The 15,958-nt window shown below is 58.6% G+C and carries 10 protein-coding genes, 1 tRNA gene and 2 pseudogenes; 3 read left to right on the top strand and 10 right to left on the bottom strand.

From position 1 onward, the window contains the following. The first annotated feature begins 54 nt into the window (after window positions 1-54). Complete coding sequence (locus SKZ59_RS01410) at window positions 55-447, top strand: Imm10 family immunity protein (RefSeq protein ID WP_099376409.1); 393 nt, start codon at window positions 55-57, stop codon at window positions 445-447. Between the two features lie 110 nt (window positions 448-557). Here the strand turns inward: SKZ59_RS01410 and SKZ59_RS01415 are convergent, their stop codons facing one another. The 5 genes from SKZ59_RS01415 to SKZ59_RS01435 all read right to left on the bottom strand — a co-directional run bounded on the left by SKZ59_RS01415 (window position 558) and on the right by SKZ59_RS01435 (window position 6,198). After that, window positions 558-1,607, bottom strand: a complete 1,050-nt coding sequence (locus SKZ59_RS01415; RefSeq protein ID WP_319990605.1) for a hypothetical protein — start codon at window positions 1,605-1,607, stop codon at window positions 558-560. Then, window positions 1,594-3,024: an MBOAT family O-acyltransferase gene (locus tag SKZ59_RS01420; RefSeq protein WP_319990606.1), complete on the bottom strand. Its 1,431-nt coding sequence runs from the start codon at window positions 3,022-3,024 to the stop codon at window positions 1,594-1,596. The genes SKZ59_RS01415 and SKZ59_RS01420 overlap by 14 nt, the downstream gene beginning before the upstream one ends. A gap of 4 nt (window positions 3,025-3,028) precedes the next feature. Further along, window positions 3,029-4,090 (bottom strand): radical SAM protein, encoded by a 1,062-nt coding sequence (locus SKZ59_RS01425; protein ID WP_319990607.1) that lies wholly within the window; start codon window positions 4,088-4,090, stop codon window positions 3,029-3,031. Between the two features lie 489 nt (window positions 4,091-4,579). Then, window positions 4,580-5,716, bottom strand: coding sequence for an acyltransferase (locus SKZ59_RS01430; protein WP_319990608.1), 1,137 nt, complete (start codon window positions 5,714-5,716; stop codon window positions 4,580-4,582). A gap of 395 nt (window positions 5,717-6,111) precedes the next feature. Continuing rightward, window positions 6,112-6,198 (bottom strand) — tRNA-Leu (locus tag SKZ59_RS01435). A 173-nt stretch (window positions 6,199-6,371) separates the two neighbouring features. On the opposite strand from SKZ59_RS01435, the gene SKZ59_RS01440 reads away from it, so the two are divergent. Next, window positions 6,372-7,136, top strand: coding sequence for an SDR family oxidoreductase (locus SKZ59_RS01440; protein ID WP_319990609.1), 765 nt, complete (start codon window positions 6,372-6,374; stop codon window positions 7,134-7,136). A gap of 68 nt (window positions 7,137-7,204) precedes the next feature. On the opposite strand, the gene SKZ59_RS01445 is transcribed toward SKZ59_RS01440, so the two are convergent. Further along, window positions 7,205-8,521: an enoyl-acyl carrier protein reductase FabMG gene (locus tag SKZ59_RS01445; protein ID WP_070301095.1), complete on the bottom strand. Its 1,317-nt coding sequence runs from the start codon at window positions 8,519-8,521 to the stop codon at window positions 7,205-7,207. A gap of 273 nt (window positions 8,522-8,794) precedes the next feature. Then, the gene (locus SKZ59_RS01450) at window positions 8,795-11,152 is read right to left on the bottom strand and encodes a DNA polymerase II (RefSeq protein ID WP_319990610.1); all 2,358 of its coding nucleotides are present in this window, start codon (window positions 11,150-11,152) and stop codon (window positions 8,795-8,797) included. Between the two features lie 133 nt (window positions 11,153-11,285). Between SKZ59_RS01450 and SKZ59_RS01455 the strand changes: the two genes are divergently transcribed. Next, complete coding sequence (locus SKZ59_RS01455) at window positions 11,286-12,965, top strand: AMP-binding protein (protein WP_319990611.1); 1,680 nt, start codon at window positions 11,286-11,288, stop codon at window positions 12,963-12,965. 74 nt (window positions 12,966-13,039) lie between these two features. On the opposite strand, the pseudogene SKZ59_RS28170 reads toward SKZ59_RS01455, so the two are convergent. From SKZ59_RS28170 to SKZ59_RS01465, 3 genes and pseudogenes are all read right to left on the bottom strand, one after another. Next, window positions 13,040-13,159: pseudogene (locus SKZ59_RS28170) on the bottom strand (PEP-CTERM sorting domain-containing protein); the annotation flags it as partial. A gap of 51 nt (window positions 13,160-13,210) precedes the next feature. Then, window positions 13,211-14,032, bottom strand: a pseudogene (locus tag SKZ59_RS01460) (choice-of-anchor A family protein); the annotation flags it as partial. 185 nt (window positions 14,033-14,217) lie between these two features. Further along, complete coding sequence (locus tag SKZ59_RS01465) at window positions 14,218-15,942, bottom strand: glycosyltransferase (RefSeq protein WP_319990612.1); 1,725 nt, start codon at window positions 15,940-15,942, stop codon at window positions 14,218-14,220. Between the last annotated feature and the right edge of the window lie 16 nt (window positions 15,943-15,958).

Genomic DNA, 15,958 nt, shown 5'->3' on the forward strand with positions numbered 1-15,958 from the left:
CGGGACGCTTTTGCGCTATGGTGGCGTCATCCATCCATTTGTTGAAAGCACGCCATGTCCGCAGGATTTACCGCCACCGAGTTGTCCGTCATTAATGAAGACGACGCCCTGATCACCACCCTGGCCGCGCCAGCCGGCAAAGGCGAACCCGTCTACCTGATGCTGCAGCGCGCCGAAGAATATGACGAGCAGGACGTGGCCATGGGCATGGACGAGCCCTACATCGAATACTGCGGCCAGGAATTCGCCTGGTATGGCCACATGCACGCCGTGATTTTGCATCCGAACCGATTGTCCGTGCAGATGGATGCCGAGGCCGCCATGCAGATGGATGACGATGGCCAGATCGACGTGCGTTTCAATTTGACGCCAGAGCGCTACGCCCAGCTGCAGCAGGCGCTGCGCACCACGTTCGAGGGTTGCGATTATTATCGCGAGGAACGCTGACGCGTAAATCATGCGATGCAGCCAGGCTAGCGCGGCCAGCTGGCCGGCTTGCTGTTCATGCGAGCGGCCGCCGAAGGCCAGTCGTGGAACATGAGCATGACCACGATGCCCTAGCGCGTGTGGGGAACCCTGCCTACAGGGCTGGCGTATGCCATGTCGTTCAATATATGGTCTCCCAAGCGGTTGGAGAAATGGATTTCATCCCAAAACATGGGCATGGCATGGTTGCTGTTTTCAGCGAGGGTGCTCAAGTCGTTACGCTGTTCATAATCGAGTACTTGCACGTGAAATTGTGATGCGAGCCCAGTGATCTCCGTTTTCCATTGTGCCGCACGTGCTGACAGCCCCACTTGCAGGATGCGTGCTTGCCATCTTGCCGTGACAGGTAAAATCAGCAAAATGACTTCCGTTTCTTCGGCTTTCGCCCGCTGAAACATGTCTGTCAAGTCCTTGATGTCGGCGGCATTGGCTGCGCGACCTTTGCAAGCGCCTATCCTCGTCTGGATGATACGGTTGTAGCGCGGTTCATCTATTTCGGCTCCTCCAGCATGCGTAGTCCCGTTAACGACCTGGTCATGGAAACGTCCTTGCGCGTCAAAGTAGCTGTCGTAAGAGCTTATATGCAACAGATTTGTTTTCAGCGTTTTTAAGCTTTGCTTGACGGCATCCTTGGGCGAAAGATAATCGAATGGAAAGGCGAGTTTATTTTTCCCTGTTTCATCGTCATTTTTCGCTTCGCAGGCATTGGATGTCAGGTAACTGACTTCCAGATACAGTCTTTTAATTCGTCCCTGTTGGCTGATGGCAAAAAACAGATCCCTTGCATTTGATAGCGGCAAGGCATCGACGCCAACGACTTGGACGTCGCTGCGGTATAAGCGGGAGGCGAGACGCTCGTTGAAACCGCGCCGCACCCGCGAGGAGCCAAGAATCAGCACGTCAGGTGTGTGCAGCGCGCTGCGCAATACCGCCGAGCCTCGCTGGCTGGCAGATGGGGGTTCCAGTTTGATGGCATTGATCTTGTGGCTTTCCTGCCGCCAGATGGCATATGGATCCACGATAAATACGAATCCGGCAGTCATGAGCAGCAATGCGACCGCAATGAAAAAAATGCAGGTGAAAAAGCGCGCGACGGGGATTTCTTGATTAAAACCCTGCATATTTGAACTCTTTGACAGCGGATAAATTGATGAGCGCCAGACCAAGGCCCAAGGCCACCGCTGTCGCCCATGCCAGGCTGGGTTTCCAGGCCAGCTTGCTGGTAGCCGATTTTTTCAGCTGTATGCTCCAGGCGGGGAGTTCCTTTGCCACCAGGTCGATCATGGAAGGGGCAGACCAGTTGAAAGCAATGGCTGCGAGGATGGCCGTCATGCCAAAGAGGCCAGCTGGCCAGGCTGGAGCGTGGCCGGCACCCAACAAGCCACGGATAATGTGGATGGCTTCATGCCAGTCTGGCGTGGCCCACAGGCTGACGGAAAAGGTGATGGCGGCCAGTGTAAAAACTCTGCCAGCCCAGTGCTGCAGCTTGCCGCCTTTGCGTGATACGAGATTCCAGCGCCGCAAGGCGTGATTGCCCGTGACCAGCAGGCCCTGATAGATGCCGAAGACCAGGAGGGGAATGGTGGCGCCATGCCAGATGGCGACTGCCATCATCACCACGAACAGGGCCGCGTAATGCCGCCATACCTGGCGTTTTTTTGTCAGGGGACGATACAGATAGTCGCGCATGAAAGCGCCCAGCGTCACATGCCAGCGCGTCCAGAATTCGACCGGGCTGGAAGACTTGAAGGGGGCGTGGAAATTGACGGGCAGGTGAATGCCGAACATGCGGCTGATGCCCATGGCCATTTCCGAATAGCCGCAAAAATCGTAGTACGTCTCAAACAGGAAGCCCAGGCAGGCGATCCAGGTCTCGACCAGGCCGATGGGGTCGCCTTGTCCTGCGCGCAGGAAAACGTCTCCTTGGGCATAGTGAAAAATGGGGGCGATGCAGGATTTTTTAAACAGACCCATGGTGAACAGGGTGAGGCCGACGGCGTAGTCGCGCGGTGCCGGACGCAAGGTGGATGATATGACTGGCGCGGCCAGGAATTGCGGCAGCATGTCCTTGTGGGAAAGCAGGGGGCCCGATGGAAGGTGGGGAAACCAGGCCACGAAGAGCGCATATTCGAGTGGGTTGGTGCTGCGGGCTTGCCCCCGCGCCGTATCGATCAGGAAGGCGATTTGCGTAAATGTGAAATACGAGATACCCAGAGGGAGGGCGGGAATCGCCGTGCCGGGCACGGCGAAGAATGTCGCATATTTATAAAACGCGAGAAAACATAAATTCCCCGCAATGGCCAGCGCCAGGTAGCGGGTTTTCTCGCGGTGCCGGCCAATCACGCCGGCGAGCAGCCAGTTGGCGCCCATCGATGCGCAAAACAGCAGCAGGTTGTGCGCATCATTGAGGTAATAAAAAACCAGTGAAATCAGCAGCGGCAGCAGCAGTTTGAAATGGCTTGTTGACAGCAATTGGCGATAGCCGTACGCGGACAGGGGCAGGAAGGCAAGGGCAAACCAGTACGAAGTAAAACTCATCGTATTACAGGCGTGCCTTGGCCGAGTTGTTGGCGTTTAAAAACAGCTTGGCCCAGATTTCTCTTACTTCCAGCCATTTGGCGAGTTCGTCCGGTTTTCTGACGGCTTCGCGGATGCGCGACAGATAGGTCGACTGTCCCATGGCATAAGCGCGACAGTTGCTGCAGTCGATATTCGAACTGCAGCACTTGCCCTTGCCCGGCTGATGATCGACATGGACATGTACTTGCTTGGTAACGCGGAAACCGCAGTTTTTGGCGATCTTGGTAACGGGATCGATGTCATATAGCTTGTCGCCCGTGACCCAGTCGTCATAGTGGAGGGAATATTGCACCGTTTCCGGATAGGCCACCATGGCGCGCATAATTTCCGCGCGCGCATGGGCAAAATCGGCTTGCGTCAAGGCCAGGCTTTGTGTGGCGCTACTGATGCGGAAATATGCCTTGTCGTTATCCACCTTTTTTTCCAGCTTGTCCAGATAGCGGGTGGTCGGGCTGAAATAGCTGAAGGTGAGCGGTAAGCCATGATTATTGGCAAGCTCTGCCATGATCATGATCTGATTGATATTCAGGGATGTAATGGTAAATACGCAGACGGCACGAGGGTCGTCGCGATAATTGTTCATTGCCTTGGTCAGCACGTCGCCGGCGCGCAATGAGCTACCGATTTCATCGACTCCCCAAGAGGAGATATGGATACGATAAAAGATATCGTCCGGCAAGCGTATCGTGCCATTGGTAAACACAATGCCATGTGGGATGTATTTTTGGGCCGCGCGCAGCCTGTCGGGCACCAGGCTCGGTTCCGCGCCCGCCATGTAGGCCAGCGTGACGCCACGCGCCGCATCGGCGGCAAACAGGGCATCCCACTCGGCAAGCGAACGGCTATCTTCGTGTCCCTCGTTTTCCTCGCCTTCAAAGAACAGGCAGCCCTCACAGCGTAAATTGCATTTTGACGCCACGTCATAATTGGCCGCCTTGAGGGTACCCAGTCGTGCGTTCAGCTCACGAAAATAAGCAAAGTCATCTTGCCTGGTGGCGGATGCAAGTTCAGATAGGGAATTCATAAGCACCGGAAGGTAAGAGTGAAAATATTACTGAACATTGGATAACGCATCCTGCGCGAACAGGCATGACAGCAGCTTGTATACTCAGGCGCAAGCCGTAAAGTGGACAATTGCCTGTGGCGCTAGTATGCCGCGTACACAGGCAAAATGAAATATTGGCTTTAAATTAGTTAACTTTTCCGCCACATAGTTTTAACCTAGTGCAAGATTTTCTTGACAGCATGAAATATGCTGTTTTGTATCAACTGCGAGGATCGCGAGGACCGAGATGGCTGGGGCTGTGGCGAAAAGCTGAGATTCATGGGAGGCGTAGTGTGCTTCTGGTTGCCTACCTTGTACGGTAGCGACCTGAACCTGGGAACGTGCAGGCAATGGGTGCATTTCAAAAAGCGCGGCTTGCGGCAGATCACTGGCCGCGCTCATTCTGCCACCTGTCGTGGGCGCTGAACATGGTGAGCGGTCCTTGTTTTGGCCGCTCACCTCATCATGTCAGGTAGCTTTTTCTTTGGTTTTCAATTCACCCTGAAGGGATGTGTCTATATTTGAGATATTAATTTTTGATTTCATTTTACTTTTTATTCTTAGGAAGGGAATTTCTATCAACCAGTAGCTCAGGCTTGCTGCAGCAATAGCTTGCATTATATTGAATGGAAATTTAAATGCAAACGGCGAATTAATGCCAAGGAAAATTTGTTGCCAAAGATAAAGGCTAAATGAAATTGTTCCAATGAATATGAATATGCGAGTTCTTAGGATTTTTGATAGCCAAAAATCTTTAATGTTGATAACTGACAACATGAGTATGCTTGCAAGTATTGCTTCAATTGTTCTTCCATAAGTCGCGTTCCAGTAGCCTCCATAATTATTTGCAATTGGTGGGATGGCAAACAGCAAGATGAAAATTGAGATGGTGCAAATGGTGGAAGTATATTTTGAAGAGTCCATGATGCTATTTATTTTATCTTTCTTCATGGCGACATAACAGCCAATCAGCATCGCATCTACACTGGTGTGTAACATCATGCCCAAGTAGTCACGAAGGCCCGGGAACAGTACATAGGTTCCCATGCGCGCAAGGGGGATTGTGATAATGAGAGCCGGTAAAATTCGATCATTCTTACGGCGTAGCAAAAAGATCAGCAAGGGAGGCCAGACCCAATAGAACTGCTCTTCTAATGCAAGACTCCAAAAGTGGCCGAAGTACCACACGCCATCTGGATGCGATGCATGTATTTCTTTTAAACCCAAGGGGCCAGAATAGTTCCATAAGTGAAGGGCTGCAAATATTGACTGCTGCCATGCGACATTAATGAATCCAATCGCCGAAAAAATGACGATGACCAGGATGACGGCATAAGAGGCCGGCCAGATTCTTAACGCTCTACGGTAATAAAACCGTGCGTAATCAATTTTCCCGGATAGCGTATATTCTGATTTTAATATGTTTGTAATTAAGAAGCCGCTCAAAACAAAAAATATTAAAACCCCCTGATACCCGTTTGCAAATGGTTTTAGTGGCGATAACCATCCACTATATCCTCCTTGGATTGTTTGTTGGGCATGACCAATCACAACCATCATGACGGCCAGGCATCTCAAGCCTGTTAATTCGGTAATTTTCTTCAAAATTCAATCCAGGATATGGGGGATGGTGGACTACTTGCAGGCGTATCGTAAAAATGCATGCTAGTGTTGCTTGCTGAGGAGCTTACTGCACTTGATAGTCTGAGGCAATTTCTAGCAAGCATATGTCGTTTCTTATGCGTGCGCTGGCTATCTTCCGATCCCTGGGGTGCAGATTGAAAGCCGCCTGTGGGGCTCGATGGCAGCAACTTGATCGCTCCAGTCCGGCTCAACCAGAATATCTACCGCGTTGCCCTGAGGCCTGGCGTGCTTCGCGTGCTTCCGCCCCGGTAACACTTATTGCTTTTTATCGAGAAAGTACGGATCGGTTGGACAAAAAAAAGCCACTAAATCCTTTTGATTTAATGGCTTTACCTGTACTACTTTGAATTGTTCTGTGGTGCCGGGAGCCGGAATCGAACCGGCACGCTGTTTCCAGCGCGGGATTTTGAGTCCCGTGCGTCTACCTATTCCGCCATCCCGGCAACGCGAGACGCATTATCACTGATTTGTCACAATCTGGCAAGTTTTATGCTTGGCGTGTGTTTTGCACAAGCGTTGAAAGTCTTTGAACGCGCCGATTCCAGCGCAAGAAGCGGAGTGCCGCGCCTGGCCTGCCGTCCTATCGTGTCCCTTCATTCACCTGGAGGGATATCCCATGAAGCAACTGGAAAACAAGGTCGCCATCATCACGGGCGCCAGCTCGGGCATCGGTCATGCGGCGGCGCGGCTGTTTGCCCGCCATGGCGCGCGGCTGGTGCTGGTGGCGCGGCGGCGGAAGGAGCTCGATGCGCTCGTGGCGCAACTGGCGGACGGTGGCGCGCAAGCCGTGGCTTGCGTGGGCGATGTGGGCGACGCGGCGTGCGCGCAAGGGGCCGTGGCGCTGGCGCTGCAACGCTTTGGCGGCCTCGATATCGCTTTTAATAATGCGGGCACCCTGGGGCCCATGGGGCCCACGCAGGAAGTTGCCCTGGAAGACTGGCGGGCGACGGTCGATACCAATCTCACGAGCGCCTTCCTGGCGGCAAAATATCAGTTGCCCGCCATGGCGGCGCGCGGCGGCGGCTCGCTGATTTTCACCTCGACCTTCGTCGGCCATACCTTGGGCATGCCCGGCATGGCGGCGTATGCGGCCAGCAAGGCGGGCGTGATCGGCTTGACGAAGGCCCTGGCGGCCGAATATGGCGCGGCGGGCATCCGCGTGAACGCCTTATTGCCAGGCGGTACCGATACACCGTTGGGGCGGCAAGTGGCCAGTACGCCAGAGACGCAGGCCTTCGTGGCGGGACTGCACGCATTGAAACGCCTGGCCACGCCGGACGAGATCGCCCGCTCGGCGCTGTACCTGGCCTCCGATGCATCGAGCTTTACCACTGGCACGGCGCTGCTGGCCGACGGTGGCGTATCCATCGTACGGGCATAACGGGGCGCCGAAAACGCCGACGGCCCGGGGATGAGCCGGGCCGTCGGTGCTGTGCTGCTAGATCAAGCTCAGTTGTGAGCCGAGTTCAGCTGGCGCGCGATGATGTCGTGGTTGAGCCAGACGACCGGTGCCGGCGGTTCCGACATGGTGTGGAACATCAGCGGGCCCGTGCCTTCCAGTACCAGCGAGCTCAGGTGGTCGGTGATCAGTTCCTTGCGGTCCTTGTGCAGCTTGGTGATGTCGTCCGAGGTACCGATCATGACGTCGGCCAGCTCTGGCGTGTTGTCCATCGGCCAGGCGGCGAAGTTGCGGAATTGCACGCTGGTCGCGTCGCCATTGTAGGCGGCGATACGGTCGAGCAAGTCTTGCAGCGAAACGCCATCTTCCAGCAAGCCCTGGCAGATTTTCCATTGCTCTTCGGCCCAGGCGCTGCCGCCTTCTTTTTTCAGCGCGTCGAGCAGCGGGAACAGGGACAGTTCCACGCCGACGAAGATGTCGGACGAGTTCGTGCGGATTTCCGGGCAATTGAAGACGGTGGCCTTGATGCCTTTGTCCCACGCGGCCTTGGCCACGTTTTCCAGGCGCATCTTCGCCAGGCCTTGCGTGTAGTTGCTGTAGGTTTGCCACTGGTACTTGCCGTCAATCAGGATCTCGGTGCCGTGGTAGCCGTAGGCGCTGTAGCGCACCTGGCCGCCCGTTTGCTCGATGCGGGCGCGGATGGCGGCACTGCCGTCGATCAGGTGCTGCAGGGTGTTGGCCGTGACTTCGTCGAAGTTCATCAGGATCAGCTTGCCCAGGTCGCTGTCGAGCAGGGCGCGCGAGGACATGAAGCGCTCGCCGCGGCCTTTGTAGATGCGGTTGGCGATCGCCAGGAAGACTTTGACTTTCGGAATGCCGCCAGCCATGGTGTGGGCGAAATACACATTGCTGCCGTCAGGAATCAGGCTGTCCAGCTCGGCCATGGCTTTGGCCACGGAAGCGCTGAAGCGGGCGATGCCGGCTTCGCGGCAGCGTTCGATCTGCGCCCAGTCCAGCTTGTCTTCTTGCCAGCTCTTCAGGGTCATGTCGGCCAGCAGTGCCGTCGGCGTCGGTTCGCCGGCTGGCGCGTCGAGGTCGAAACCGGCCATCAGCGGCACATTGATGATGCGGCCGCCCAGGTTGGCTTCCGCTTCGGCCAGCTCTTCCGCGTTCAGCGGGCGCAGCGCCATGTTTTCATCGCGGCGGCCGACCGTCATGCCGACGATATTCATGCCCGCCTTGCGTGCTTCGTCCAGCAAGCCATTTACATAGCCGCGGCCGAACAGCTCGCCGAACAGCACAAAGGTGTCGCCCTTGCGGAAGATATTTTTTTGCGGGATGTCTCTTAAGGACGTGATCTCGGTCATGGTGTCAATTCATTCTAAAATTAGCAGGGCAGATGGCTGGTGCGACTGCCCGCTGGTTCAACATAGTTGTAAATTATGCGCCATTTCAGCGAGGAAAATTCTGTTGCGAACGATTCTCGTCTGGAATGGCATCTTCTTCTGCATGCAGCTCTTATTCTTTCGCCATGGCGTATTTTACGCTGCCACGGCGCACAGCGCCCGCGGACAGGGTCAGATAAGCCCGGAAGGCGCCGATATTACCTCAGCTTGGCCGCCCAGGTCAGCAAAATTGATCTAAAACAAATCCTGCTGGCCCGACACGAGGCGTGAAAAATCGTCGCCGAGGAACGGCAGGATCGCGTCGGCCACCGGCTGCAGCTGGCGCGTCAGGTAATGGTGGTAGTCGATGGGCGAGCGCTGCGTTTCCAGCGGTTCCGGCCCCGCCACCGTGATCACATAGCTGATCCAGCCGCCGTTCTGGTACTGCAGCGGCCGGCCCTGCGCCAGGTTATAGGCGTCGGCCGTGCGCGCCGCGCGCACGTGGGGCGGCACGTTGCGCTGGTAATCGTCGAGCGGACGGCGCAATCGCTTGCGGTAGACCAGCAAGGCGTCGAACTCGCCGCGTACGGTACGCGCCACGTAGTCGCGCACATAGTCCTGGTAGGCGGTGCGCTGGAAGATGCGCCGGTACAAATCCTGCTGGAATTGCTGCGCCAGCGGCGTCCAGTCGCTGCGCACGGTTTCCAGGCCCTTGTAGACCATGTCCTCGCTGCCATCGGGTTTGCCGACCAGGCCCGCATAGCGCTTCTTGCTGCCTTCTTCCGAGCCGCGGATGGTGGGCATCAGGAAACGCCGGTAATGCGTCTCGAACTCGAGTTCCAGCGCATTCTCGAGGCCGAACTCATCGCGCAGATAGGTATTCCACCAGGCATTCACATGCGCCACCAGGGCGCGGCCGATCTTGCCCGCCTCTTCATCCGTATGCGCCGTTTTCAGCCAGACGAAAGTGGAATCCGTGTCGCCGTAGATCACCTGATAACCGTGCCCGGTGATCAGCTCGCGCGTGCGGTGCATGATGTCGTGGCCGCGCAGGGTGATCGACGACGCCAGGCGCGGATCGAAAAAGCGGCAGCCGCTCGATCCCAGCACGCCGTAAAACGCGTTCATGATGATTTTTAGCGCTTGCGACAGCGGCGCGTTGCGTTCGCGCTTGGCCGTCTCGCGCCCCTGCCACACCTGCTTCACGATGGCCGGCAGGCAGTGTTTCACGCGCGAAAACTGCGCGCCCCGGTAGCCGGGCACGGTATCGGCTTCATCGCCGCTGGTACCCACCACCAGGCCCACGGGATCGATGAGGAAGGTGCGGATGATGGACGGGTACAGGCTTTTGTAGTCGAGCACGAGCACGGAATCGTACAGGCCCGACTGCGAATCCATGACGAAGCCGCCCGGGCTGTTTTCGCCGGAGACATCGCCCAGGTTGGGCGCCACGTAACCCTGCCGGTGCATCAGCGGCAAGTACAGATGTTCGAAGGCGGCCACGGAGCCGCCGCTGCGGTCGGCCGCCAGCCCCGTCACGCTGGCCCGTTCCAGCAAGAAGGTCAGCAGCTCGGTCTTCGCGAATATGCGCGTGACCAGTTCGCAATCCTTGAGGTTGTAGCGGGCCAGCGCCGGTTTGTCTTCGCGGAAACGCCGGTCGATCTCGGCCATGCGCTGGTAGGGATTGTCGATGGACTTGCCTTCGCCCAAGAGCGTCTGCGCCACGTTTTCCAGGCTGAACGAGGAAAAATTCCATGTCGCCGATTTCAAGGCTTCGATGCCGTCGATGATCAACCGTCCCGCAGCGGCTGCAAAATAGTGTTCCTGTTTGCCGCCATGTTCGCGCCATTCCATGACGGCGCCGCCGCGTCCCAGTTTCAACGGTACCTGGTAGCGCTCGGCGTGCTGGCGCAGCACGCGCAAGTCGAACTGCACCAGGTTCCAGCCGATGATGGCGTCCGGGTCGTGGCGCTCCATCCACGTGTTCAGGCGTTCGAGGATCTGTGCGCGGCTGTCGCAGTATTCGAGGTCGAAGTCCAGGGCGTCATCGCCGCCGTTTGGCGGCCCCAGCATGTAGACCTGGCGCTGGCCGCAGCCTTCCAGGGCCAGCGAATACAGTTCGCCATGGGCCGTCGTCTCGATATCGAGCGACACCAGTTTTAATGTGGGGCGGTAGCCGGGCGCAGGTTTCAGCTGCACTTCCGTTTCTCCGCTGAACGTGACAGGTGCCGTGATGAAACGCTCCATCAGGTAGCGCTCGGGCGGACGGATATCGGCTTCGTACACGTCGACGCCGTGCGCGCGCAGCTGCTTTTCCAGCTTCAGCAAATGCCGGTATTGCTTGCAGTACAGCCCCAGCACGGGGCGGTGGTGAAAATCGCACAGCGACAGGGGCCGCAGCTCCGCATGGCGCTCGCCGCGCAGCAGCTGTTGCGCCTGTTCCTGCTGCTCCATGGGAAGGAAGGCGACGGCCGTCTGCACGGGCAGGCGCACGTGGCGGGGCCCGGCATCCGTTGCCAGCCAGAAATCGACTTCCGTGCCGGCGCTCGTGTCGCGCCAGTGGCGGGTCAGGATGAAGCCCTGTTCGGGCGTGTGCTCGGTGTTGCCTGTCATGGTGCCGTGAGTGTCGGATGTGCTGGCCTGCACATTACAGCAAGCTGACGCAGGGCGGGGGCGGTTGCGGCTATAATTTTCTGCATCGAAGACGATAACAAGAGCGCGCCGCGCCACCCACCCCGGAGACAGCATGCAAGCAATCAGTTATGTACACGGCGCCCACGAGACGCCGTTGATCGGCGAAACGATAGGTGCCTACCTGGACGGCATCGCCGCCCGCTATGGCCAGCACGACGCCTTGATCGTGGCGCACCAGAACGTGCGCTGGACCTATCTTGAGTTCCAGCAGCGCGTGCATCGGCTGGCCGCCGGCTTGCTGAAACTGGGCTTGCAACCGGGTGACCGGGTCGGCATCTGGTCGCAGAACTGCGCCGAATGGGTATTGACCCAGTTTGCCACGGCGAAAGCTGGCTTGATCATGGTCAACATCAACCCCGCCTACCGGCGCTCGGAACTCGAATACGTGCTCGACAAGGTGGAATGCAGCGCGCTGATCCTGTCGCCCAGCTTCAAGTCCAGCGACTATCTGGCCATCGTGCAAGACGTGGTGCCGGACATCGCCCGTTCGCGCGCCGGCGCCCTGCAGTCGCCGCGCCTGCCGCAGTTGCGCCACGTCATCCGCCTGGGCGCGGCCGCCACGCCGGGCATGCACAACTTCGACGCCCTGATGGACGGCATTGCCGTTGCCGACCTCGCGCACCTGGAAGAAGTGAGCGCTGGCTTGCAGTTTGACGACGCCGTCAACATTCAGTTCACGTCCGGTACGACGGGCGCGCCGAAAGGCGCCACCTTGACGCACCACAATATCCTGAACAACGGCTTTTTCATCGGCGAAGCCATGCGCCTCACCGAACAGGACCGCTTGTGCATACCCGTGCCCCTGTACCACTGCTTCGGCATGGTGCTGGGCAACCTGGCCTGCGTCACGCATGGCGCGGCCATGGTGTTTCCCGGCGAAGGCTTCGATCCGAAAGCCGTGCTGGAAACCGTGCAAGCGGAGCGCTGCACGGGCTTGCATGGCGTGCCGACGATGTTCATCGCCATCCTCGACCATCCCGACTTCAAGCAATACGATCTGTCGAACTTGCGCACCGGCATCATGGCCGGCTCGCCGTGCCCGATGGAAGTCATGACGCGGGTCATCGAATTGATGCACATGGCGGAAATCACGATTGCCTATGGCATGACGGAAACGTCGCCCGTTAGCTTCCAGACGTCGATCGACGATCCGCGCGAAATGCGCGTGTCGTCCATCGGCCGTGTCCACCCGCACCTGGAAGTGAAAATCATCGATGCGGAAGGCCGGATCGTGCCGCGCGGCGAAAAGGGCGAATTGCTCACGCGCGGCTATTCAGTGATGCAGGGCTACTGGGGCGACCCTGAAAAAACCAGCGAAGCCATCGACGCGGCGCGCTGGATGCACACGGGCGACCTGGCCGTGATCGATGACAACGGCTTTTGCAGCATCGTCGGGCGCTCGAAGGACATGGTGATACGCGGCGGCGAAAACATCTACCCGCGCGAAGTCGAGGAATTCCTGTACCGCCACCCGAGCGTGCTCGATGTACAATGCGTGGGCGTACCGGATGCCAAGTATGGCGAAGAGTTATGCGCCTGCATCATCTTGCGGCCCGGCACGCAGGCCACCAGCGACGATATCCGCGCCTTCTGCGATGGGCAGATCGCCTATTACAAGATTCCCCGCTACGTGCGTTTCGTCGAGGAATTCCCCATGACGGTGACGGGCAAGATCCAGAAATATGTCTTGCGCAAGCAGGTGGCGACGGATCTGGGCTTGAGCACGGAATAGGGTTTTCGCCAGTCCATAAAAAAACACCGGGACGCTCGCGCGGCCCGGTGTTTTGCATTGATTCAGCGTAAAGCTCAGGCCATCGCGGCTTGCGGTGCGCGCGCTGGCGTACGGCGGCGCATGAAGGCCAGCAAGCCCAGGCCGGCCAGCAGCATGGCGTAGGTGCCTGGTTCCGGCACGGCCGACACGTTGACCGTGTTGAAGCCGGCGCCGTTCATCGCCACGTGGCCATAATTGATCGAGCTGACGGAATTGGCGATCAGGGTGCCGTTCATGTCGCCCGAACCCGAGAACGCGCTGTTCGGCGCCAGGATGCTGCCGTTGATGCCGACGTTCTGCAGGTTGGTGGTGGTGGCGTTGGCGAAGTTGAACAGCGTGCGGTTGGCGAAGCTGGCGAAATTGTCGAAGCCGCCGCTCAGGGTGATGTTGCTGGCCGTGCCGTTGATGATGATGCTGGCCGTGCTTTTCAGCGAGGACAGGTCCAGGGTCAGGTTATGCAGGTTCGACGCATCGATGTTGAAAATGTTCACATCGGCGTTGACGTTGCCCACCAGGGTCATGTTGCCGTATTGCGAGATCACGGTGCCGTTCGACTGCAGCTTGGCCACGTCGCCCGACAGGGTCGTCAATTGTTGCTTGGCGCCCGCGAAGTCCAGGGTGGACGCGTTGCCTTTGCTGATGTTGTTGGTTGGGAACCATTGTGGCGCCGTCAGCGTGGCGTTGGGGTTGCTGACGCCGTACACGGCCGAACCGCCGAGCGTGCCCCAGCCCGTGTTCAGGTTGCCGCCAGCAACGACGGAATTGACGGCGCTGCCTGGCTTTTTGTTCGTGCCAACGTTGTAGTTGTCCAGGTAGATATTGCCGCCAGCGGCAATGCTGCCACCGACGCTGGTAAAGCCGCTGGCGCCACTGCTGCCGATGTTGCCGAAGATGAAGGCCGAGTAGCCATTGGCGACGCCAAGGTCAACCACGGTGGCCTGGGCCGACGCGCTGAAGGAGAAAGCGAACAGGGCGGCGCTGATGAGCGGCAAGGTGCGGGTAGCAAATAATTTCATGGACAATCTCATAGTAAATTGGGGACGATTAGGGCGGGAAAGCAAGACACCGCCATCGCGCAGTCCGCTATTATAATATAAAAAACAATTCTAGTTCAATTTAGGTAATTAACTATATTTTAAGGCAACACTTTTCCTACGGGCAGCAATTGTCTGGCGGACATAAAAAAACCGGGCTGGCCCGGTTTTTTTACTGCTTACTTGACGCGCTGGTACAGGCGGAAACGTTCCACGTCATCCGTGGGGCGGCGCCCTTCCCATAGCTTGATCCAGTCCGCGCCGTGATGCTCGGGCAGCTTTTCCTTGTTGTCGGGAACCTTGATGCTGTCTTGCAACAAGAACACATCGCACTGCTGCTGCCCTACGCTGGCAAACGGCAGGTGGCCGAAGTAGGCGAACGAGGCGCGCTGGGCGGCGCCGACGTTGCTGTTGATGCACTTGCTGCCTGGCGGCAGGTGGACGGAAATCTGGTGCGCCACGCTGGCGTAGCTCTTGCTGTAGTTCAGCGGCGGCAGGAACAAGGTCATGATCAGCACCCAGATCAGGATCAGGCCGCCGGACGACAGCACCACGGCGCGCCACAGCACGGCCGGCTGGCGCGAGATGCGCCAGTGCACCAGCGCCACCCAGCCTGCGCTGGCGCAGGCGGCGACAAAGAAGGCCAGCAAGTCCAGTTCGGGCTTGAAGCCTGGCATGAGTTTCAATGCGTTATGCGACAGTTTCGGCGGCCAGCCCGTCAGGATGGCGAACCAGAACAGCCACAGCGCGAGAGCACAGATGGTCAGCACCATCACGGAGAACCAGTCGATGGCGTTGATGGCGCCCCGTTTCATGGTCAGCAGGCCGAACGCGGCCATCACGGCCAGCGGCGGCAGCAGCGGCAGCAGCTGGCTCGGGTCCGGATCGGGATGGCACAGGCCCAGGATGGCCAGCATGGCGACAAAGGTCAGCGGCACGACGATGTGCAGCACGTGATGCTGGCGGCGCCAGGCATACACGGCCCAGGCGGCGAACGGCCAGGCAGGCCAGAAGAACCAAATGCCGACACGCAAGAAGTACTGGAGGCTTTTCAGGCTCGGGGCGCTGAACTGGCGGCAATTCCATTCCATCCATGCCTGCAGCGGCGAATGGCCGTACGGACGCAGCCATTCGCCCGGCAGCAGCCAGACGAGGGTCAGCGCGGCGACGATCACGATGGCCAGCGCCAGGTGGCGCACGCTGCGCAGCAGCGGCAGGCGCAGGAAGACGGTGCACAGCAGCAAGGCGATGCTCAGCGCCGCCGGCGTGATCCAGCCGCGCGCGAGGGTCAGGCCGCCCAGCGCCAGGCCCAGCAGGGCCGCATTGCGCACGGACGGGCCTTCCACGTAGCGCACGGCGCGGTACAGCAGATAGGCCATCAGGGACACGTACAGCGCTTCGGCCGTGATGTCGTGGCTGTGCTGCAGCAGACCCAGGCAGCCCAGATAGATGAGGACGGCGGCATCGGCCAGGGTGCGGCCGAAGTCGTCCGGCTCGGGCTGGCCGCCGAAGGCCAGGCGCAGCGGCTGGGCGTCGTTGCGGCGGCCCAGGTTGAAGGCCGTGTACCAGACGGACAGGGTGCTGACGACGAAGATGCCGATGGTCGACATGCGCGCGCCGAAGACGTCGCCGTCGATCCAGCCGAACAGCTTGATGAAGATGGCGCCCAGCCAGAAGGCCAGCGGGCCTTCATCGGGCAGCGACAGGCCGGCGATGTTGGGCCACAGCCAGTCGTTCAGGCCGCCATGCGCCATGGTCCACATGATGCCGAAACTGGCGGCGTCATCGTTCTTCCACGGTTCGCGGCCGATCAGGCCAGGCAGGATGTACAGCAGGCCAAGTGCAAACAAGGCCCATCGTGGCAGCGCGAGTGTGGCAGCGGCGGGAAGGCGGACTGGCTTCATCGATAGTTGTATCAGA

It is taken from the genome of Janthinobacterium sp. GMG2 (assembly GCF_033949445.1).
GTDB classification, from domain to species: domain Bacteria; phylum Pseudomonadota; class Gammaproteobacteria; order Burkholderiales; family Burkholderiaceae_D; genus Janthinobacterium; species Janthinobacterium aestuarii.

Bases quoted from the DNA above. Each gene is read 5' to 3' on its own strand.
- SKZ59_RS01410 (WP_099376409.1), top strand. From the start codon at position 55: ATGTCCGCAGGATTTACCGCCACCGAGTTGTCCGTCATTAATGAAGAC.
- SKZ59_RS01450 (WP_319990610.1), bottom strand. From the start codon at position 11,152: ATGACAGGCAACACCGAGCACACGCCCGAACAGGGCTTCATCCTGACC.
- SKZ59_RS01455 (WP_319990611.1), top strand. From the start codon at position 11,286: ATGCAAGCAATCAGTTATGTACACGGCGCCCACGAGACGCCGTTGATC.
- SKZ59_RS01465 (WP_319990612.1), bottom strand. From the start codon at position 15,942: ATGAAGCCAGTCCGCCTTCCCGCCGCTGCCACACTCGCGCTGCCACGA.
- SKZ59_RS01440 (WP_319990609.1), top strand. From the start codon at position 6,372: ATGAAGCAACTGGAAAACAAGGTCGCCATCATCACGGGCGCCAGCTCG.
- SKZ59_RS01445 (WP_070301095.1), bottom strand. From the start codon at position 8,521: ATGACCGAGATCACGTCCTTAAGAGACATCCCGCAAAAAAATATCTTC.
- SKZ59_RS01420 (WP_319990606.1), bottom strand. From the start codon at position 3,024: ATGAGTTTTACTTCGTACTGGTTTGCCCTTGCCTTCCTGCCCCTGTCC.
- SKZ59_RS01425 (WP_319990607.1), bottom strand. From the start codon at position 4,090: ATGAATTCCCTATCTGAACTTGCATCCGCCACCAGGCAAGATGACTTT.
- SKZ59_RS01415 (WP_319990605.1), bottom strand. From the start codon at position 1,607: ATGCAGGGTTTTAATCAAGAAATCCCCGTCGCGCGCTTTTTCACCTGC.